Origin of the sequence: Burkholderia sp. AU38729, assembly GCF_020419725.1 — a bacterium.
In the GTDB taxonomy this organism is placed as follows: Bacteria; Pseudomonadota; Gammaproteobacteria; order Burkholderiales; family Burkholderiaceae; genus Burkholderia.
Genome location: NZ_JAIZQO010000006.1, coordinates 19432 through 38547, shown reverse-complemented (window position 1 = coordinate 38547; position 19116 = coordinate 19432). Strand labels below are relative to the sequence as shown.

At 66.8% G+C, this 19116-nt stretch carries 15 protein-coding genes; 3 read left to right on the top strand and 12 right to left on the bottom strand.

Annotated elements, in window-relative coordinates:
* Positions 1–40: 40 nt before the first annotated feature.
* Together msrA and LGM56_RS17025 are read left to right on the top strand one after the other, a co-directional pair.
* Positions 41–736: a peptide-methionine (S)-S-oxide reductase MsrA gene (gene msrA / locus LGM56_RS17030; protein ID WP_226206384.1), complete on the top strand. Its 696-nt coding sequence runs from the start codon at positions 41–43 to the stop codon at positions 734–736.
* Between the two features lie 247 nt (positions 737–983).
* Complete coding sequence (locus tag LGM56_RS17025) at positions 984–2099, top strand: aromatic ring-hydroxylating oxygenase subunit alpha (RefSeq protein WP_039343232.1); 1116 nt, start codon at positions 984–986, stop codon at positions 2097–2099.
* Between the two features lie 34 nt (positions 2100–2133).
* Here the strand turns inward: LGM56_RS17025 and LGM56_RS17020 are convergent, their stop codons facing one another.
* The 8 genes from LGM56_RS17020 to LGM56_RS16985 all read right to left on the bottom strand — a co-directional run bounded on the left by LGM56_RS17020 (position 2134) and on the right by LGM56_RS16985 (position 12844).
* Entirely contained in the window at positions 2134–2523 is a 390-nt protein-coding gene (locus LGM56_RS17020) for a cytidine deaminase (RefSeq protein ID WP_089498257.1), read from the bottom strand.
* 115 nt (positions 2524–2638) lie between these two features.
* The gene (gene deoA, locus LGM56_RS17015; protein WP_226205888.1) at positions 2639–3955 is read right to left on the bottom strand and encodes a thymidine phosphorylase; all 1317 of its coding nucleotides are present in this window, start codon (positions 3953–3955) and stop codon (positions 2639–2641) included.
* A gap of 38 nt (positions 3956–3993) precedes the next feature.
* Complete coding sequence (locus LGM56_RS17010) at positions 3994–5268, bottom strand: NupC/NupG family nucleoside CNT transporter (protein WP_206139005.1); 1275 nt, start codon at positions 5266–5268, stop codon at positions 3994–3996.
* Positions 5269–5608: 340 nt separating this feature from the next.
* On the bottom strand, positions 5609–7066 hold the full coding sequence (hydA, locus tag LGM56_RS17005) for a dihydropyrimidinase (RefSeq protein ID WP_226205886.1): 1458 nt from the start codon (positions 7064–7066) through the stop codon (positions 5609–5611).
* Between the two features lie 34 nt (positions 7067–7100).
* Positions 7101–8609, bottom strand: a complete 1509-nt coding sequence (locus LGM56_RS17000) for an NCS1 family nucleobase:cation symporter-1 (protein ID WP_226205884.1) — start codon at positions 8607–8609, stop codon at positions 7101–7103.
* A 100-nt stretch (positions 8610–8709) separates the two neighbouring features.
* A complete protein-coding gene (gene preA / locus LGM56_RS16995) occupies positions 8710–10026 on the bottom strand; it encodes an NAD-dependent dihydropyrimidine dehydrogenase subunit PreA (protein WP_089498253.1) in 1317 nt (438 codons plus the stop codon).
* A gap of 64 nt (positions 10027–10090) precedes the next feature.
* The gene (locus LGM56_RS16990; RefSeq protein ID WP_226205883.1) at positions 10091–11428 is read right to left on the bottom strand and encodes an NAD(P)-dependent oxidoreductase; all 1338 of its coding nucleotides are present in this window, start codon (positions 11426–11428) and stop codon (positions 10091–10093) included.
* 135 nt (positions 11429–11563) lie between these two features.
* The gene (locus LGM56_RS16985; protein WP_226205882.1) at positions 11564–12844 is read right to left on the bottom strand and encodes a Zn-dependent hydrolase; all 1281 of its coding nucleotides are present in this window, start codon (positions 12842–12844) and stop codon (positions 11564–11566) included.
* 356 nt (positions 12845–13200) lie between these two features.
* Between LGM56_RS16985 and LGM56_RS16980 the strand changes: the two genes are divergently transcribed.
* On the top strand, positions 13201–13899 hold the full coding sequence (locus LGM56_RS16980) for a TetR/AcrR family transcriptional regulator (protein WP_226205881.1): 699 nt from the start codon (positions 13201–13203) through the stop codon (positions 13897–13899).
* Positions 13900–13974: 75 nt separating this feature from the next.
* On the opposite strand, the gene LGM56_RS16975 is transcribed toward LGM56_RS16980, so the two are convergent.
* From LGM56_RS16975 to LGM56_RS16960, 4 genes are all read right to left on the bottom strand, one after another.
* Positions 13975–14550, bottom strand: coding sequence for a hypothetical protein (locus LGM56_RS16975; RefSeq protein WP_089498249.1), 576 nt, complete (start codon positions 14548–14550; stop codon positions 13975–13977).
* A gap of 22 nt (positions 14551–14572) precedes the next feature.
* Positions 14573–17158 (bottom strand): fimbria/pilus outer membrane usher protein, encoded by a 2586-nt coding sequence (locus LGM56_RS16970; RefSeq protein WP_226205880.1) that lies wholly within the window; start codon positions 17156–17158, stop codon positions 14573–14575.
* Positions 17158–17931 (bottom strand): fimbria/pilus chaperone family protein, encoded by a 774-nt coding sequence (locus LGM56_RS16965; RefSeq protein WP_226205879.1) that lies wholly within the window; start codon positions 17929–17931, stop codon positions 17158–17160. The genes LGM56_RS16970 and LGM56_RS16965 overlap by 1 nt, the downstream gene beginning before the upstream one ends.
* A gap of 522 nt (positions 17932–18453) precedes the next feature.
* Entirely contained in the window at positions 18454–19095 is a 642-nt protein-coding gene (locus LGM56_RS16960; protein WP_175240525.1) for a DUF1120 domain-containing protein, read from the bottom strand.
* Positions 19096–19116: the final 21 nt, after the last annotated feature.

Sequence of the window (19116 nt, the reverse complement as noted above, 5' to 3'; positions counted from 1 at the left end):
CACTTCTCCCCGCGGCCCAGCACCGCAACGGCGCACGGCGATGCTGCGCCGCATCGGCGCGATCGCCGTCGCGGCCGCCGCCGTGTTCGGCTACCAGCGCATCGTCAATTCCGCCGAACCGATGCGCACGGTGCCCGCCCCGACGCTCGACGAAACACCGGGCGCGTCGCACGACGAGACGGCCGTGCTCGCCGGCGGCTGCTTCTGGGGCGTGCAGGGCGTGTTCGAGCACGTGAAGGGCGTGAAGCAGGTCACGGCCGGCTATGCGGGCGGCGCGTCCGAAACCGCGCACTACGCGCTCGTCGGCTCGGGGCTGACCGGGCACGCGGAATCGGTTCGCATCGTCTACGACCCGACCCAGATCACGTACGGCCGGCTGCTGCAGGTGTTCTTCTCGGTCGCGCACGACCCGACCGAGCTCAACCGGCAGGGCCCCGACGGAGGGTCGCAGTACCGGTCGGCGATCTTCCCGACCACCGCGCAGCAACGCGCGGTCGCGACCGCTTACATCGCGCAGCTCGGCACCGCGCACGTGTTTCCGGCGCCCGTCGTCACGCGCGTCGAGGACTACAAGGGGTTCTACCCGGCCGAGGCGTATCACCAGAACTACCTCGAACTGCACCCCGACGCGCCGTACATCGCGTACAACGACATGCCGAAGATCACCGGGCTGAAGCAGCACTTCCCGGCGCTGTACCGCACCGACGCGGTACTGTGGCGCGATGCGCGCTCGTGACCGGCAAGCGGCCGCGTGACGGGGTGACGGCGTGGTGCCTGCCGCGCGGCCTGCGCCCGTGCGGCCACCCCAGGCCAGGCGCGCGCCGCCTTCGACCCGGATTGCGCTGCATCAACGAAACCGCGGCCGCCGTGCCGGGGCAAACCCGCATCGCGTCCGCCGCGACCGGCAACTTCGCGTAGACTTCTCCAGATCCCGCCGCGTCACGCGGCGCCTGGAATCCCCGTTCAGCCCGGAGACGTCACGCATGCGCGCAGTGCCCATTCCTGACAGCGGCACCCTTGGAGAACCCTCTTCCGGCGCGGCCGTGCGCGACCTGCGCCGCGTGCCGATTCATCCCGATCACTGGTACCCGCTCGCGTGGTCGCGCGAGCTGAAACGCGGCAAGACGCTCGGCGTGCGCTTCGCCGGCGATCCGATCGTGCTCGTGCGCACCGAATCCGGCGCCGTGTACGCGCTCGAGGATCGTTGCGCGCACCGCCAGGTGCCGCTGCACGCGGGCGTCGTGAGCGGCGAGACACTGCGCTGCTGCTATCACGGCTGGACCTACGCGTGCGACAGCGGCCGCTGCGTCGACGTGCCGTACCTCGGCCGCGAGCGGCTGCCCAACGGCGTGCGCGCGTATCCGTGCCGCGAAGCGCACGGGCTGATCTTCGTCTTCCCGGGCGATGCGACGCTCGCCGACACCCGGCCGTTCCCCGCGCTCGAATCGGCGGACAACCGCGCATACAAGACGCGCCGCTTCGGCCGCGAGGTCAAGTGCCACTACTCGTTCATGCACGAGAACCTGATGGACATGAACCATCAGTTCCTGCATCGCAAGCAGATGGGGCAGATGCGCGCGCGCTCGGTGGGCCGGCGCCGCGGCGACGACTGGGTCGAGGTCGACTACACGTTCGCGCGGATGGAAGGCAAGCAGCCGGTGGGTGAAGCGCTCGTGTTCGGCGCCAGCAAGAAGCCGGCCGACCAGTCCGACAAGAGCGTGATGACGGTGCGCACCGGCTACCCGTACCAGACGCTGCAGATCCGTTCGAGCGAAGGCACGCTCGTGATGGACCTGTGGATCGTCTACGTGCCGCTCGACGCCGAGCAGCGCACCAACCGCACGTTCGGACTGCTGTCGATCCACAAGCCCGGCATTCCGTTCGCGCTCGATCTCGCGTGGCCGCTGCTCGTCTGGTTCACCGAGCGGATCTTCCGCGAGGATCGCTGGATCGTCGAGCGCGAGCAGGAAGCGCACGACGCCCAGGGCGCCGACTGGAACCACGAGGTGTTTCCGGTCATCAACGAGCTGCGCGACCTGCTGCGCCAGTGCGGCGCGCGCACGGTGATCCCGATCCGCGACGCGCGCGACGGCGCGTGATACGGGCGGCGCGTGACTGGAGAAGCGCGCGCCGTTACAACCGGAACGCGCCCGGCAGCAATGCATGGGCCGTCGTGACCTCGACGGCCCCTTTCAGGTTGGCCAGGATCACTTCGATGTCGGGCGTGCCGATCTCGATGATCACCTGACGGCACGCGCCGCACGGCGCGATTGGGCCGTCCGTGTCGCCCACCACCGCGAGCCGCGTGAAATCCCCCGGACGATAACCGGCGGCGATGGCCGAAAACAGCGCCGTGCGTTCCGCACAATTGCAGAGTCCGTAGGACGCGTTCTCGACGTTGCAGCCATGAAAGATCGTCCCGTCGCGCGCCTGCAGCGCCGCGCCGACCTTGAAGCGCGAATACGGCGCATACGCGCGTTCGCGCGCCGCCTTCGCCGCGTCGATCAGTTCGTGTCGTTCCATCTCGTCGTAGCCTCGATTGTGTGCGGGGAGGTATCGGCGCGGCCAACCCCTGACCGTCGCGATACACCCGTGACGTGAAGTGAAGTGATCGCCGATGCCCGCGCCTGACGATCGATCAGCCGATCTGCTGATAAATGGTCGGCGGCGCGTCACCGGTTTCGCCCAGCACGTAGCTGCGCTGGATCGCGTCCACCGCGTGCGCGGCTGATGCGGCATCGCGGGCATGCACGTAGCCGAGCGGCTCACCGGCCTCGACACGCTGCCCGATCTCCGCGAGCGCCGTCAGGCCGACACTGTAGTCGATCGCATCCGCCGCGCGCGTGCGGCCGCCGCCGAGCGCGACGACCGCCAGCCCGAGCGCGCGGCAATCGACGCGCTGCACCACGCCGCTCGTGCGCGCCGGAACCGGCACGATCACCTCCGCCCGCGCGAGATGACGTGCGGGTGCGTCGATCAGATCCGCAGGGCCACCGAGCGCCGTGACCATCCTCGCGAAGCGTTCCGCGGCCGCCCCCGTATCGAGCGCCTGCTGCAACTTCGCGCGCGCGTCTGCGACATCGCGTGCCAGCCCGCCGGTAACGAGCAGCTCAGCGGAAAGCGCCATCGTGACCTCATGCAGGCGCGCCGGGCGCGACTTGCCCGTCAAATAGTCGATCGCGCACACCACTTCGAGTGCATTGCCCGCGCACGGCGCGAGCGACTGGTTCATGTCGGTGAGGATCGCGGTCGTCTTCATGCCGGCGCCGTTGCCGACGTCGACGATGCTGCGCGCCAGTTCCGCCGATTTCTCGGCGGTCGGCATGAAGGCGCCGGAGCCGACCTTGACGTCCATCACGAGCCCGCCGAGCCCGGCCGCGAGCTTCTTCGACAGGATCGACGCGGTGATCATCGCGACCGACTCGACGGTCGCCGTCACGTCGCGAATCGCATAGATGCGCATGTCGGCCGGCGCGAGCCGCGCGGTCTGCCCGATGATCGCGACGCCGACGTCGCGCACCGTGCGGCGAAACGCGTCCGTGTCGGGCGCCACGTTGTAGCCGGGAATCGCGCTCAGCTTGTCGAGCGTGCCGCCGGTGTGTCCGAGCCCGCGCCCCGAGATCATCGGCACGTAGCCGCCGCACGCGGCCACCATCGGCCCGAGCATCAGCGATGCGACATCGCCGACACCGCCGGTCGAATGCTTGTCGATCACCGGCCCGTCGAGCGCCAGCGCGCGCCAGTCGAGCACGTCGCCCGAGTCGCGCTGCGCGAGCGTCAGCGCGACGCGTTCGTCGGTGCTCAGGTCGTTGAAATACACGGCCATCGCGAACGCGGCCACCTGGCCCTCGGTCACGCTGCCGTCGGTCACGCCGCGCACGAACGCGGCGATCCCGTCGCGATCGAGCGGCTGCCCGTCGCGCTTCCGGCGAATGAATTCCTGCGGTAAGAACATCGTTGCCTCTCCTCGATCGGTCGATGGCCGCTGCGGGCTCAGTGCAGGGAAAAGAACAGGCCGGCGATCGCGGCGCTCATCAGGTTCGACAGCGTCGCGGCCGTCAATGCGCGCAGGCCGTGCCGCGCGACTTCCGAGCGGCGCTCGGGCGCGACCGCGCTGAAGCCGCCTGCGAGAATCGCGATCGACGAGAAGTTCGCGAAACCGCACAGCGCGAACGACACGATCGCGAGCGTCTTCGGGTCGAGCACCTGCAGGCCGGCGGCCGCGACGTGCTCGCCGCCCTTCAGGTACGGCGACAGGTCGCCATACGCGACGAACTCGTTGAAGATCAGTTTCTCGCCGATGAAGTTGCCGGCCAGCGCCGCGTCGTGCCACGGCACGCCGATGATCCACGCGAGCGGCGCGAACAGGTGGCCGATGATACCCACCAGCGTGATCTGCGGAAAGCCCGCGAACGCGGCCACGCCGCCGACGATCAGGTTCATCAGCGCGATGAGCCCCACGAACGCGATCAGCATCGCACCGACGTTGATCGCGATTCGCAGCCCGACCGACGCGCCGGACGCCGCCGCCTCGATCACGTTGGCGGCCCGCTTGTCGTCGAAGTCGAGCCCGTCGACCACGACGCGGCTCGGCTCGACCGTCGGATACAGCAGCTTGCCGAACAGCAGCCCGCCCGGCACCGCCATGAACGACGCGGCGAGCAGGTATTCCATCCGCACGCCGAGGCCCGCGTAGCCGACCAGCACCGAACCCGCGACCGACGCCATGCCGCTCGCCATCACCGTGAAGATCTCGGCGCTCGTCATGTTCCGCACGAACGGCTTCACGAGCGCGGGCATCTCGCTTTGCCCGAGAAAGATCGTCGCCACGGCCGAGCATGCCTCGATGCGGCTCACGCCGAGCACTTTCGCGAGCGCCGCGCCGAGGATCGCGACGATCCACTTCATCACGCCGATGTAGTACAGCACCGCGATCAGCGCGGTCACGAAGATGATCATCGGCAGCACGCGCAGGCCGAACACGAACCCACCGTCGCCGAACAGCTGGAACATCCGGCTGTCGACGAGCCCGCCGAACACGAACGCGATGCCGTGATTGCCCATGTCGAGCACGCGATTGACGCCGTTCGCGGCCCCCGCCAGCGCCGTGCGGCCCGCCGGCACGAACAGCACCAGCGCACCGATCGCCAGCTGCGTGCACAGCGCGGCGATCAGGGTCCGGCCGCTCACCGCGCGCCGGTTGTTCGACAGCAGATAGGCAACCAGCAGCAGGAACAGCATACCCAGGAGACTGCGCAGAATATCCACCTCGTACTCCTTGCTCTCAATGTTGTTGGACTGTTCGGCGAGCGGCCCGGCACGCCTGCGCAACGCCGTCGGTGGATATTACTCGCCGGTATGCACGCCGACAACGCAAACAAAATGGTCGCATTTGCGCGACATCGCGTGTTGCGTCGACTTGCTCAGTTGTTCTATGTACCTGGAGATCGGAAAGGCGCGATCGACGCTTTCACTCGTCCCAAATATTGAGAGCATTGGCGTGATGCGGGGAGGCGGCATGCGCGGTGCCGGCACGAACGGAGACGCGCGCTCAAACATGCGCGGGGCGCGTCGTTCCAACCGACACGCCCCGCGCGACACGCAACGCTCAGCCGGTGCGCTCGACCGGATGCGGCTCGCGCAACCGGTTCGCGATCCGCGCGGCCTCGTAGTAACTGGCCGCCGGCGGCCGCTTCAGGTAGCGGCCCGCGCCGCGCACGGCGCGCAGATCGCCGTCGGCCCACGCGAGGGCGCCGCGCGTGAGCGTGTGCGTCGCGACGCCCTGCACCGTCATCCCCTCGAACACGTTGAAGTCGACCTGCTGATGATGGGTCTTCACCGAGATCGTCTTCGTCGCGGCCGGGTCCCACACGACGAGATCGGCATCGGCGCCCACCTGCACGGCGCCCTTGCGCGGATACAGGTTGAAGATCTGCGCGGCGTTCGTCGACGTGATCCGCACGAACTCGTTCGGCGTGATGCGGCCATGATTCACGCCGTGATGCCACAGCACCGACATGCGATCCTCGACACCGCCGCAGCCGTTCGGGATCTTCGTGAAGTCGTCGCGACCCATCGCCTTCTGCGATGCGCAGAACACGCAGTGGTCGGTTGCCGTCGTATGCAGTTGCCCCGCCTGCAGCCCGCGCCACAGCGCCTCGCGGTGCTCGGCCGAGCGGAACGGCGGGCTCATCACGTGCGCGGCCGCACGCGTCCAGTCCGGATCGCGATAGACGGCCTCGTCGATCACCAGGTGGCCCGGCAGCACCTCGCCGAACACGCGCAGCCCTTCGCTGCGCGCTTTGGTGATCGCATCGACCGCGTCCTTCGCGGACACATGCACGATATACACCGGCACGCCGAGCACTTGCGCAATGCGGATCGCGCGGTTCGCGGCCTCGCCTTCCACCTCCGGCGGCCGCGACAGCGGATGCGCCTCCGGCCCCGTCATCCCGCGCGCGAGCAGCGCCTTCTGCAACTGGAACACGAGCTCGCCGTTTTCCGCGTGCACGGTCGGCAACGCACCGAGTTCGAGCGCACGCGAGAAACTGTTCACGAGCACCTCGTCGTCGGCCATGATCGCGTTCTTGTACGCCATGAAGTGCTTGAAGCTGGACACGCCGTGTTCGCGCACGAGCGTGCCCATGTCGCGGTGCACGCTCTCGTCCCACCACGTCACGGCCACGTGGAAGCCGTAGTCGGCCGCGGCCTTCTCGGCCCAGCCGCGCCACGCGTGGAATGCGTCCATCAGCGGCTGCTTCGGGCTCGGGATCACGAAGTCGATGATGCTCGTCGTGCCGCCCGCGAGCCCGGCGGCCGTGCCCGAGTAGAAATCGTCGCTCGCGGTCGTGCCCATGAACGGCAGTTCCATGTGCGTATGCGGATCGATGCCGCCCGGCATCACGTACTGGTCGTGCGCGTCGACGACGGTTGCGCCGGCCGGCGCGTCGATCTGCTCGGCGATCTGCAGGATCGTGCCGCCATCCTCCGGCGCTGCGCAGAGCACGTCCGCGCGGTAGGAACGGTCCGCATCGACCACGGTGCCGCCACGAATCAGGATTGCCATGGGGTTGCCTCCTCGTTGACTGTCGGGTGCCGCATCAAGCGCGCACGATCTGCGCGTGCTGTCCGGCGCGCCATTTCATCCAGGTGCCGTACACGCATGACGCCAGCACGAGGCCGACGAACCACGCGTACGTGTAGAGCGTGTTGAAGAACGCCGGCACGTTCGGAAACGACGCCGGAAAGGCCGTATGCAGGAAGCCGGGCAGGTTCGGCAGCACGCCGACCGCGAGCGCGGCCAGCGCGGCCGGGTTCCAGCCGCGCGCGTAGCTGAAGCCGCCGCGCTCGTCGAACAGCGCGCGCGTGTCGAGCCGCGTGCCGCGAATCAGGAAGTAGTCGACCATCAGGATCCCCGCCACCGGCCCGAGCAGCGCCGAATAGCCGACGAGCCAGGTGAAGATGTAGCCGTCCGTCGTCGCGAGGATCTTCCACGGCATCATCACGATCGCGATCGTCGCGGTGATCATCCCGCCGGTGCGGTACGAGATCGCCTTCGGCCACAGGCTCGAGAAGTCGTAGGCCGGGCCGACGAGATTCGCGGCGAGGTTGCAGCACATCGTGTCGAGCGTGAGGATCACGAGCGCGATGCCCACGCCGATGCCCGTCATCCGGCTCGTCAGGTCGATCGGATCCCAGATCGCGTTGCCGTAGATCACGACGGTCGCCGACGTCACGACGACCGACACCACTGACAGCAGCGCCATCGGCAACGGCAGCCCGATCGACTGCCCGATCATCTGGTCGCGCTGTGAATACGCGAAGCGCGTGAAGTCGGGGATGTTCAGCGCGAGCGTCGCCCAGAAGCCGACCATCGCGGTCAGCCCCGGCCAGAAGGTCGCCCAGAACAGCCCGGCCTTCTTGCCGCCCGCGGCGAACTGCGACGGCGCCGACAGCATCGTGCCGAAGCCGCCCGCCTTCGACGTCGCCCACCATACGAGCGCCACGCACATCACGACCTTGATCGGCGCGGACCAGCTCTCGAGCCAGCGGATCGAATCGGTGCCGTGCCAGATGAAGTAGAGCTGCAGCGCCCAGAACACGAGGAAGCACGCGAGCTGCCCGAACCCGATGCCGATGACCGGCAGCGCCGCGCCATGCAGCGCGTTGCCGGTCAGGATGTTCAGCAAGGTATAGATCGCACTGCCGCCGAGCCAGGTCTGGATCCCGTACCAGCCGCACGCGACGATTGCCCGCAGCAGCGCCGGCAGCTTCGCGCCCTGCGTGCCGAACGACGCGCGCACGAGCACCGCGTATGGAATCCCGTGCTTCGCGCCCGCATGGCCGATCAGCAGCATCGGCACGAGCACGATCAGGTTGCCGAGCAGCACGGTCATCACCGCCTGCCACGGCGACATGCCTTCCTGGATCAACCCGGCCGCCAGCATGTACGACGCGATGTTCATCACCATCCCGACCCACAGCGCCGCGAAGTGATACCACTTCCACGTGCGCTGCGCCGGCGTCGTCGGCGCGAGGTCGTCGTTGTACAGGCTGCCGCCCTGCGCCGCGGCGCTGTCGGGATCGGCGGGATTCGCTGCGTGATTCATCGAACGCACTCCACTAAAACGTCAGCGCCGGCATCAACCGATGCCGGCCCGGGTGGAACGAAAGGCGGCGATGCAGGATGACCCGCCTCGCCGGACGCCGTCAAGCAGCCTTCTTCGCGTGCTTCTCGGGGGCCGCCGCGCCTGCACTCGCCCCCGCCTCCGCGCTTGCCGGATTGTTCGGATGCGTGGTCCAGTTCGCGTAGTCGCCCGAATCGACACGCTCCATCGTGATGCATTGCTCGACCGGACACACATGCATGCAAAGATTGCACCCGACGCATTCCGAATCGACCACTTCGAAGTGGCGCACGCCGTCCTTCGTCGCGGTGATCGCCTGGTGCGACGTGTCCTCGCACGCGATATGGCACAGCCCGCACTGGATGCAGCGGTCCTGGTCGATGCGCGCCTTGATGTCGTACTTCAGGTTCAGGTATTTCCAGTCGGTCACGTTCGGCACCGCGCGGCCGCGGATGTCGTCGAGCGCTGCGTAGCCCTTCTCGTCCATCCAGTTCGACAATCCGTCGGCCAGGTCCGACACGATCCGGAATCCGTAATGCATCGCGGCGGTGCACACCTGCACGCTGCCGGCGCCGAGCACCATGAACTCCGCCGCGTCGCGCCATGACGAGATGCCGCCGATGCCCGAGATCGGCAGGTTCGGCGTTTCCGGGTCGCGTGCGATCTCCGCGACCATGTTCAACGCGATCGGCTTGACCGCCGGGCCGCAATAGCCGCCGTGCGTGCCCTTGCCGTCGACCATCGGCATCGGCGCCATGTGGTCGAGATCGACCGCGACGATCGAGTTGATCGTGTTGATCAGCGACACACCGTCCGCGCCGCCCTTGTACGCGGCGCGCGACCCCATCCGGATGTCGCTGATGTTCGGCGTGAGCTTCACGAGGCACGGCAGCTTCGTGCCCTCCTTCACCCAGCGCGTGACCATCTCCACATATTCGGGGACCTGCCCGACCGCCGCGCCCATCCCGCGCTCGCTCATCCCGTGCGGACAGCCGAAGTTCAGCTCGACCGCGTCGGCGCCCGTGTCCTCGACGAGCGGCAGGATCCATTTCCAGTCGCGCTCGTTGCACGGCACCATCAGCGACACGATCAGCGCGCGGTCCGGCCAGTCGCGCTTCACCTGCGCGATCTCTCTCAGGTTCACGTCGAGCGGACGGTCGGTGATCAGCTCGATGTTGTTCAGCCCCGCGATGCGCTGGCCGTTCCACTGCACCGCGCCATAGCGCGAACTGACGTTGACGACGTGCGGATCGAGCCCGAGCGTCTTCCACACGACACCGCCCCAGCCCGCCTCGAACGCGCGGTTCACGTTGTAGGCCTTGTCGGTCGGCGGCGCGGACGCCAGCCAGAAGGGGTTCGGCGAAGTGATGCCCGCGATGGTGCAGCGAAGGTCGGCCATGGTCGGCTCCGTGAGAGTGGGGTCGTGTTGGTTGTGCTCGTGGTGCGTGACGCGCGTGGTGCGCTCACGCGGCCTTCGCGTCGCGCTGCGCGAGCGTGGCGTCGATCGACGCGGCCGCGCGCTTGCCGTCCTGCACGGCCTGCACCGTGAGGTCGACGCCGCCCGTCGCCGCGCAGTCGCCGCCGGCCCACACGTCGGGCCATGCGGTGCGCCCGTCGGCGTCCACCGCGATGCGCGCGCCGTCCGCGGTCAGCAACGCGGCGTCGATGGCGTCCGGCACCAGCGTCTGGCCGATCGCCTTCAGCACCATGTCCGCTTCGACGGTGAAGCGCTCGCCCGATGCCGCCTCGAACTCGACACCCGTCACCTGCCCGTTCTCACCCGCGATGCACACCGGCTTCGCGTGCGTGACGAGCGTGACGCCGCTCTTCTGCGCGAACTCGCGCTCGGCCCACGTCGCGCTCATCGCCTCCACGCCGCGCCGGTACACCATCGTCACGCGCTCGGCGCCGAGCTTGCGGCTCTGCACCGCCGCATCGATGGCCGTATTGCCGCCGCCGATCACCACCACGCGCCGCCCGACCGGCACGTTCTCCAGCGCATCGGCCTGCCGCACCTGCACGATGAAATCGACCGCGTTCATCACGCCGTTCAGTTGCTCGCCGTCGATCGACAGCGCACGCACGCCGCCGAGCCCCATCGCGAGAAACACCGCGTCGTGCTGCTCGCGCAGCGCGCCGAGCGTGATGTCGCGGCCCAGCGCGACGCCGGTTTGCAACGTGATGCCGCCCACCGACAGCAGCCACTCGACTTCACGCTGCGCGAAGTCGTCGACGGTCTTGTACGCGGCGATTCCGTATTCGTTGAGGCCGCCGGCCTTCGGGCGCGCGTCGAACAGCGTGACGCGGTGCCCAGCGAGCGCGAGCCGGTGCGCGCATGCGAGCCCGGCCGGCCCCGCGCCGACCACCGCGACCTGGCGGCCCGTGTCCGGCGCGCGCGTGAAGCGCACCGCGCCGGTCTCCATCGCCCAATCGGTTGCATGCCGCTGCAGCGCGCCGATCGCGACGGGCTGCGCATCCTGATGGTTGCGCACGCACGCGCCTTCGCACAGGATCTCGGTCGGACACACGCGGGCACACATCCCGCCGAGCGGATTCGCCGACAGGATGTCGGTCGCGGCGCCCTTCAGGTTGCCGTTGCCGATCTTGCGGATGAAGCTCGGGATGTCGATCTGCGTCGGGCAGGCCTGCACGCACGGCGCGTCGTAGCAGTAGTGGCAGCGGCTGGCGGCGGCCGCCGCGGCAGTCGGATCGAGCAGCGGCGCGATGTCGGCGAATTCGCACGAGAGTTGCGTGGACGACAGGCGATGCGCGGCGATATCGCCGGTTGGCTGGGTGGTCATACGCGTTCCTTCGACTGGGTGGAGACAAAGCCGTCCCCGCCGGCTGTGAATGCACAGTCGGGGCGGTCGTTGTTAGGAATGCTACGGTCAGGCTGCCAGGCGTCGAGCAGCCTGCCGGTTGCTACGGCCCTGGCGTCATGAAACCGGCTCGCATGCGCGCGACAACATCGCGTGCAGCAGCACGTTCGCGCCGGCCTCGATCCAGGCGGGCGTCGCGTCCTCGATCTCGTTGTGGCTGATGCCGTCGACACACGGCACGAACACCATCGACGTCGGCGCGACCTGCGCGAGGTAGCACGCGTCGTGGCCGGCACCCGACACGATGTCGCGATGCGAGAAGCCGAAGCGGTCGGCCGCGCTGCGCACCGCTTCCACACAGGCCGCGTCGAACGCGACCGGCTTGTAATAGAAGATCTGCTCGAGCTCGGTCTCGAGCCCGATCTCGCCCGCGATGCGCGCCACACCTTCGCGCAATGCAGCATCCATCTTCGCGAGCACCGCGTCGTCCGGATGACGGAAATCGACGGTGAAGAACACGCGACCCGGAATCACGTTGCGCGAGTTCGGGTAGACCTGCATCATGCCGACCGTCGCACAGCCGAACGGCGCATGATCGAGACCGATCCGGTTGACGAGATCGACCACGCGCGACGCGCCGAGCAGCGCATCGCGCCGCCGCGGCATCGGCGTCGGCCCCGCGTGCGCTTCCTGGCCGGTGAACGTGATCTCGTACCAGCGCTGCCCCTGCGCGTCGGTCACGACGCCGATCGTCTTGCATTCCGCTTCGAGAATCGGCCCCTGCTCGATATGCAGTTCGAACGCCGCGTGCAGCTTGCGTCCGCCGCACGGCACGTCACCCGCGTAGCCGATCCGCGCCAGCTCCTCGCCGATCGTCTTGCCGTCCACGTCCTTGCGCGACAACCCATATTCGAGCGAAAACACGCCCGCGAACACGCCGGAGGCGACCATCGCCGGCGCGAAGCGCGAGCCTTCCTCATTGGTCCAGATCACGACCTCGACCGGATGCTCGGTCTCGATGCCATGATCGTTGAGACTGCGAATCACCTCGAGGCCGCCGAGCACGCCGTAGATGCCGTCGAAGCGGCCGCCGGTCGGCTGCGAATCCGCGTGCGAGCCCGTGACGACCGGCGCCGCATCGGCCACCCGGCCCGCGCGGCGCATGAACACGTTGCCCATCGTATCGACCGTCACCGTGCAGCCGGCGGCCTTCGCCCAGCTGACGATCAGGTCGCGGCCGGCCTTGTCGAGATCGGTCAGCGCGAGGCGGCACACGCCGCCCTTCGGCGTCGCGCCGATCTTCGCGACTTCCATCAGGCTGTCCCACAACCGCTTGCCGTCGACCTTGATCGACGTGTCGAAAGTTGCCCGCTTCACTGTTTCCGATACCGCGCTCATTCGTATCGCTCCTGTGGGGTCGGTGATGTCGTCGGCCCGGTCTGTGCCGGTGCGTGTCATGCCTGTTTCGGGGCAACGCCGCCCAAGCGCGGTGCATGCCCTGGTCATACGCGAAGATCGTCCGACGAATCGGGCCGAAAGGTTTCTGCCGCGCGTCGAATCCTGTCCGATTGGACAGGTTTTAGACGATCAAAATGACCAAATCAATCTCTTTCTTGCGTGAATGAATGGAGCGAGAAACGTGCCACCGCAACGCAGCATGGCGATGACTACGCGAAATCGGTACGCGTGCGTTCGATGCGAATCAGCGGCTAGAATGAAGCCCAACGCGGCACCCCCGCCGCGCGAGGGCAACGATGAGACATGACGAGGCGGCAACCGCAGCCACCGACAGCGACGAAACGCCCGTGCCTTTGCGGCGACGCAAGGCGCACATCCGCGAGTCCAACGAAGCGCATCTGCTCGCCTGCGCGGAGGCCGTGTTCGCGGAACGCGGGCTCGACGGCGCGAGCACCGCGATGATCGCGGAGCGCGCCGGCTTGCCGAAAGCCAACCTGCATTACTACTTCCCGACGAAGCTTGCGCTGTACCGCCGCGTGCTCGACGACCTGTTCGAGGAATGGCATCGCGCGGCCGGGACATTCGAGGCCGACGACGATCCGGTGGTAGCGATCAGCGGCTACGTGCGCGCGAAGATGGCGCTGTCGCGGCGGCGCCCGCTCGGCTCGAAGGTCTGGGCCAACGAAATCATCCACGGTGCGGAGCACATGCAGGACATCCTGTCGGAACGCGTGAAGCCGTGGTTCGATACGCGCGTGAAGGTCATCGACGGCTGGATCGCGCGCGGGCTGCTCGCGCCGATCGACGCGCATGCGCTGATGTACCTGATCTGGGCCACCACGCAGCACTACGCGGATTTCGATGCGCAGATCCGCGCGCTGAGCGGCAAGCGCACGTTCACGCAGAAGGCGTACGACGAGAAGACCGAACAGGTCGTGCAGCTCGTGATTCGCGCGTGCGGGGCGGTGTCGCCGGAGGCGAAGCGATCGGAATGAGCGCTATAAAGCCCATCCCGCCGCTGCGCGGCTCATCGCTGCGCCGTCACGGAATAGCTCGCCGGCCGGTTGCCTTCAGAACGGAACCAGCTCCAGCGCATGGCTGCTGGACCAGTGCGATTCGCTGTTGACGACGTCGATCGCGCTGCGTGGAATCACGGGTTCCAGTTCCAGTTGCAAACTCAACCGGCTCCCCGCCTCCGGCACGCCGTGCGCCAAGACGACAACGCCCGAGCGCGGATGCAAGCCGACTCTGCCGGCCGGCTCCGAAGGTTGCTGACCGGCATGCTCGACACGGCCCAATGCAACGGACCTGCCATCCAGATTGGCGTCGCCGGCTGTCACGGAAAGCACGCCCTGCTGACCGAAGCGAAACGCGCCGTCGTCGAGCGCGTCGCCGCGCAGGAAAATCGCCATGCGCACCGGCTCCTTGCAGACGATGCTCACGGACACGAGGCGTTTTCCCAACGAGTATCCGAAGGGCGATGCGGGCTGCCCCAGAATGGTTTGCCGGTACTGGGCACCGTAGTCGAGTTGTGCGTGCCCGGTATGCATCCGGCAATTGTCCGCGGCCTGCGCGGCCCCGCCCAGGCTCAGGCCCGCGCACATCGTCCACGCCCACCGGCGAATGCGTTTCGGTTGTTGCAACATGTCGTCTCTCGAAGCCAGGGGCTCATTGAAGAATGCATCGGGCATCGGCGCTTTCGAACAGCGCACCGGAACCCGAGGGCTCGGGCAATGCATATTGCAACCGGCACTGCCTGCCGTCCGGCAACGCCACCTGCAACACCTCGTCGCCGGCGCCGTTGTTCAGAAACACCTGCCCCTGCTCGAGCACCATGCCGACATATCGCTGGCGGCCATCCAGCACATAGGCACCGGCTGGCAGCGGAATGCCGTCGGCGTCGCGCGCATTAAGCAGCACCCGGCGCACGCGGGCAAGTTCGAAGTCGATCCGGTTCACCGATCCGCGCCCCGGATCGACCTGCCGGGTACCGTTGCCGATATCGACGTTGCGCGGCAAGGTATGGGTCATCACCTCCACGCGATTGCTGCTGTATGCAGAGAGCCGGGGCACCACGGCACGCCCCCAGAGGTCGGTCCACACCGGCCCCTGCGGCGTATTGATCTTCACGTTCGATACGCCCGACGCCGACACGATGCCGAACGTGTCCTGCACGGGATAAGGAGAGAGCGTCACTCCGTTCGCGTGCAGCACCACGCCGCCCGAGGCCCCGGCGTAATACGACCGGGCGCGCTTGCCGGTATCGGAGAAACCCAGGTTGACCTGGGCAATGCGCGGCGTCGCCGCCATTTGACCTGCCACCGCGTTGCTCCGGTCGCGCGTGTTGCGATCCACGTTGACCGAGTAATTCAGGTTATCGCCGATCCGCTCGCTGTAGCTGGCGCCGAAACGCGTATAGCCGCTCGTATTGCTTGCATAGGTGCGGACACTGCGCTTGCCGAACGGGATGCTCAACGACGCGTAATAGGTGTTGCCGGGCCTGTCATATGCACGGCTCCCGTAATATCGGCCCTCCCGGCGCGGGCTGAGATCGCGCTCGACGTTAAGCGACACGGTGCCGAACGCGAAGCTCTTGCCCCAAGATAAATTCAGCCGCTGCGTACGCTCCCCGTTCTGTTGATTCGTGAATGCGTAGCCGAACGTCAGACCGCCCAGCCTCGCATCGGACCAGGCCAGCGCCGCGGTATGCCGGCTCCGGTAACGCGATGCAGCGAACCCGGTCCGGCCGACATCGACGGTGAAATCGTCCAGCGTGCGATAGCCGTTGCTCTGATACGCACTGCTGAAGCTCATGCTCAGGTTCTCGTGCAACCCGCCGAAAATGCCCGAGACCTCGATTTCCGTGCCCGACTTCGTGGCCTGCAACGACATACGCTGCTGCAACTTGACGCTGCTCGACTGCGACACGCGCATATCCACGCCCCAACTGGCGGCCTGGTATCCGGGCGCGAACAGCGCTGCCACGCCGACATTACCGCGCTTGCCGAGCGCCCAGTTGCCGCTCGCGCTCGCCACCCACGGATTGCGGGCCTTGTTGCCGTCGAGATTGCGACGCTTCCCCAGCGCGAACGCGTAGCCCGGCCGCTGCCCGAGCGCCCCCGCGCCGATCGACGCAGCGGGCACGACGAAGCTGCGTCGCGCACCATCGGACTCGATGACGGTCACCTCCAGGTCGTTGCTGTCGTTGAGCAGCGGCAAGTCCGTAAGCGCGAAGGGGCCGACCGGCACGATCGTGGTATAGATCAACCCGCCCGCCTGTCGCACCTCGACGCGCGCTTGCGATTGCGCCACGCCTTCGACCATGACGATGTTGCGCTCCTGCTTGCTCAGCGCGGCATCGGGAAACACCTGGATGCCGGTCAACGGCGCGCCGGTCAGCACGGAGTTGGCGATATTGATCTGTCCGGCCTGCAACGTGGCGCCCCATCGCAGCCAGGTTCGCTGGCCGTATGCGTAGAGGTGGCGACTCTGGAATCCTGAATTGTCCTGACGTTGAGAATAGGCGCGGCTGCGCAGGATCCAGTCGCCGGCGTTCACGCCGATTTCAGTGTTGAGCGACAGGAAGTTCGAGCCCGGCATGCCGCTCGCCTCGCTACGCAGGGTCATCAGCTCGTAGTTCAGCAGCGCCGCGTTGCCGCCCCGGCTGTAACCGGAGAAGTCCGCTACCGCCTGACGAAGCGCCGTGGTCGGTACGACGAGCCGAACCTCTTCCCGCCCCGGCCTGAGCGCCACATCCGTGCCGGGGAATGCCCGCGCGAAGTCGTAGCACGTGTCGGGTTCCGCATCGCCGGGTATCCCGCACTTTGCGTCGGGCACAACCATTCCGGCCGCATCCAGAAACGCGCGATCGAAGCACGGCGCGCCGTTCTCGTCGAACCGCGTATTGATCCGCCCTCGCCGAATGTCGTTGACGTAGACGACAACGCGGCTGCGGCCAGGCCGATACCGCGGCATGGTGCGGAAATAGTCGGCGATCTGTGGATCGAGCCCGCGCTGCTGCAGGATGCTCGTATCGAAGTTGAAGGCTGCATCGACGGACGCCGGATCGAGCGTGGTTTGCGCGGTCGTCGCTTGGACGGCGGATGCCGTGTCAGGCGGCGTGGCTGTCTGCGCGTGCGCCCGCGACGGGTAGGCACTCGCCAGCAACATCAACAGCGATGCGGCCGTCCCATTGCGGTACGCGTTCGATTCGCGTTGGGGCCGTACCCGGCGCGCGGCACGATCGAGCCGCATTACTGTTGCGTCGTGAGATTGACGAGCGGGGCCTCGTAGCTGTCGACTTCGTAGCCGTAGATCGTCGCCGGCGACAGTTTGACGCCGGTTGCCCGCGCACCGGCCCCCTTCGGCAGCGAGACTTCCACGGTGCTTTCGGGTAGCACATAGGTCTTGCCCAGATCCACGGCGGTCTTTTCCGGCAGAAGTTGCACGCCTTGCCCCAGACGCACCACATACGGGCTGTCGTTGCGCACGCGCAGCTTGCCGTCCGCGACCGACCACTGCAGCAGCGTCCAGGGGGAGGCATGCTTCGCGAGCGTGGCGGGATGGATGATCAACGGCAGGTTCTGGCGAATCGTCATGCTGATGCGCGCCTTGCCGTCGGGGCCCTTGGGTGGAATGCCCTCGAACGTCACGCGTTTGAGCCGTTGCACCTGGAGCGGCGCCGGGCTCTGCAGCAGGAATCGCACCAGTTGCGTATCCTGGCCTTCCACCCGGCTCACCGGCGGCACCGCCACGACCAGCAACGCTTGATCTTCCGGCGTGTTCTGTATGGATGCATGCAGCAGCAGCGGAATCGACTCTGTATTCTTCACATTCATCGTGGCTTCGCCGTCCGCTTCGTTCAGGATCACCACGGAAGATTCCGGCAGGACGCCCGACGCTTGCGCAACGGCCGGAACGCTCAGGCATATCGGCAATCCGGCCGTCAGAATGGCCTTCGCCAATGCATGCCGGCACGACGAGAAAGACTGAATATGAGACGATAGACACACGACACGGCTGCACATGATTAGCAATCCAACTTAAATGGATTTTATGGACGAGAATGACCGTTACGTCCGAGGTTTGAGGAAATTCAACGAGAGCAGCGGAAGAGGCCGCTGCGGCGATGTGGCGGTTACCGCCAAGCGCGCTATTCGAGAGGGCGGACGTTACAGGTAGCGAGTTCCAGCGTGGCGAAACCCTCGGTCACGAGATCATCCGTGAACAACGATGCCGGCTTCGAAATGACCGATGGCGGAAAACGGGCTCGTCGGTGTCTTGAGCGCCACGGGCTCGCTCCCCTGCGCCGCCAGCACTGCCTTTCCACGAATAGGGACGGTAGCCCAAGCGATCTCATCGGGTCCGGATCCCCTTCCCCGTTTATAAGGCCAAGGCAGTTGCGTACCGGCGCGATTGTCGGTCACGTCGAATCCGACCTTGGCCGGTTGCTGGGCCCATTCCCGTCATTGATCTGCCTGCCGAAAATGAGCGTTCGGGAAACGACAGGCCGAACGTCAGCCGTCCGGGCCCGCTCCGACCGCGCCTTTTTACAGATAGGTCAGATCGAGGGTCGCCGAACCATCCAGATCGACATTGCCACTGGAAAGATCCAGGTCCGACAATTTGTTGATCGTCAGGGTCGCCGCTAAATAGATTGCGATGGACTTGTATGCGCCCGGCGTCAAGCTGCCTGGATCCGCAAACGCTTTGCGCGCGCTACCTTTCGTCATCAGCCTCGCCTCGTCGTAAGCCCACGCGCTGGATCCAGCCGGAGCCGCCAGAACATCCAGCTTGGCGTCACCGCCGTCGCTCATGGCGCTGGAAGCGGTCAGTGTGTAGTAACCGACCTTCCCCTTGCCCAGGCCGAACTCGAAGTCTTCTCCCGTGCCGCCGGCGGCCGTACCCGCGCGGTTGTCCCGCACGCTCAATGCGACCTTGGTGGCTGCATTGCACGTCACGGCGACAGTCTGCGACTTGGGAACGAATTGTGTCGTCTTGTTCTGGTGAAGATTTTCCGACGCGATGACGCCGAAATCATAGACGCCGCCGTTGCTGATCGTGAGATTGCACGCACCATCGGGCACGATCTTGCCGGCGACCTTGATCTCCGTCGACGTGTCCGCCTGCGCATGACCGGCAGCGACCAATGAACCGACAACCAGCCCCAGTCCTGCGAGTTTCTTCTTCATCGCCTTATTCCAATAGAAAAC

Excerpts from the sequence above, each read along its gene's own strand:
- msrA (WP_226206384.1), top strand. The coding sequence starts at position 41 with ATGCTGCGCCGCATCGGCGCGATCGCCGTCGCGGCCGCCGCCGTGTTC.
- LGM56_RS17025 (WP_039343232.1), top strand. The coding sequence starts at position 984 with ATGCGCGCAGTGCCCATTCCTGACAGCGGCACCCTTGGAGAACCCTCT.
- LGM56_RS17020 (WP_089498257.1), bottom strand. The coding sequence starts at position 2,523 with ATGGAACGACACGAACTGATCGACGCGGCGAAGGCGGCGCGCGAACGC.
- deoA (WP_226205888.1), bottom strand. The coding sequence starts at position 3,955 with ATGTTCTTACCGCAGGAATTCATTCGCCGGAAGCGCGACGGGCAGCCG.
- hydA (WP_226205886.1), bottom strand. The coding sequence starts at position 7,066 with ATGGCAATCCTGATTCGTGGCGGCACCGTGGTCGATGCGGACCGTTCC.
- LGM56_RS17000 (WP_226205884.1), bottom strand. The coding sequence starts at position 8,609 with ATGAATCACGCAGCGAATCCCGCCGATCCCGACAGCGCCGCGGCGCAG.
- preA (WP_089498253.1), bottom strand. The coding sequence starts at position 10,026 with ATGGCCGACCTTCGCTGCACCATCGCGGGCATCACTTCGCCGAACCCC.
- LGM56_RS16990 (WP_226205883.1), bottom strand. The coding sequence starts at position 11,428 with ATGACCACCCAGCCAACCGGCGATATCGCCGCGCATCGCCTGTCGTCC.
- LGM56_RS16985 (WP_226205882.1), bottom strand. The coding sequence starts at position 12,844 with ATGAGCGCGGTATCGGAAACAGTGAAGCGGGCAACTTTCGACACGTCG.
- LGM56_RS16980 (WP_226205881.1), top strand. The coding sequence starts at position 13,201 with ATGAGACATGACGAGGCGGCAACCGCAGCCACCGACAGCGACGAAACG.
- LGM56_RS16975 (WP_089498249.1), bottom strand. The coding sequence starts at position 14,550 with ATGTTGCAACAACCGAAACGCATTCGCCGGTGGGCGTGGACGATGTGC.
- LGM56_RS16970 (WP_226205880.1), bottom strand. The coding sequence starts at position 17,158 with ATGCGGCTCGATCGTGCCGCGCGCCGGGTACGGCCCCAACGCGAATCG.
- LGM56_RS16965 (WP_226205879.1), bottom strand. The coding sequence starts at position 17,931 with ATGTGCAGCCGTGTCGTGTGTCTATCGTCTCATATTCAGTCTTTCTCG.
- LGM56_RS16960 (WP_175240525.1), bottom strand. The coding sequence starts at position 19,095 with ATGAAGAAGAAACTCGCAGGACTGGGGCTGGTTGTCGGTTCATTGGTC.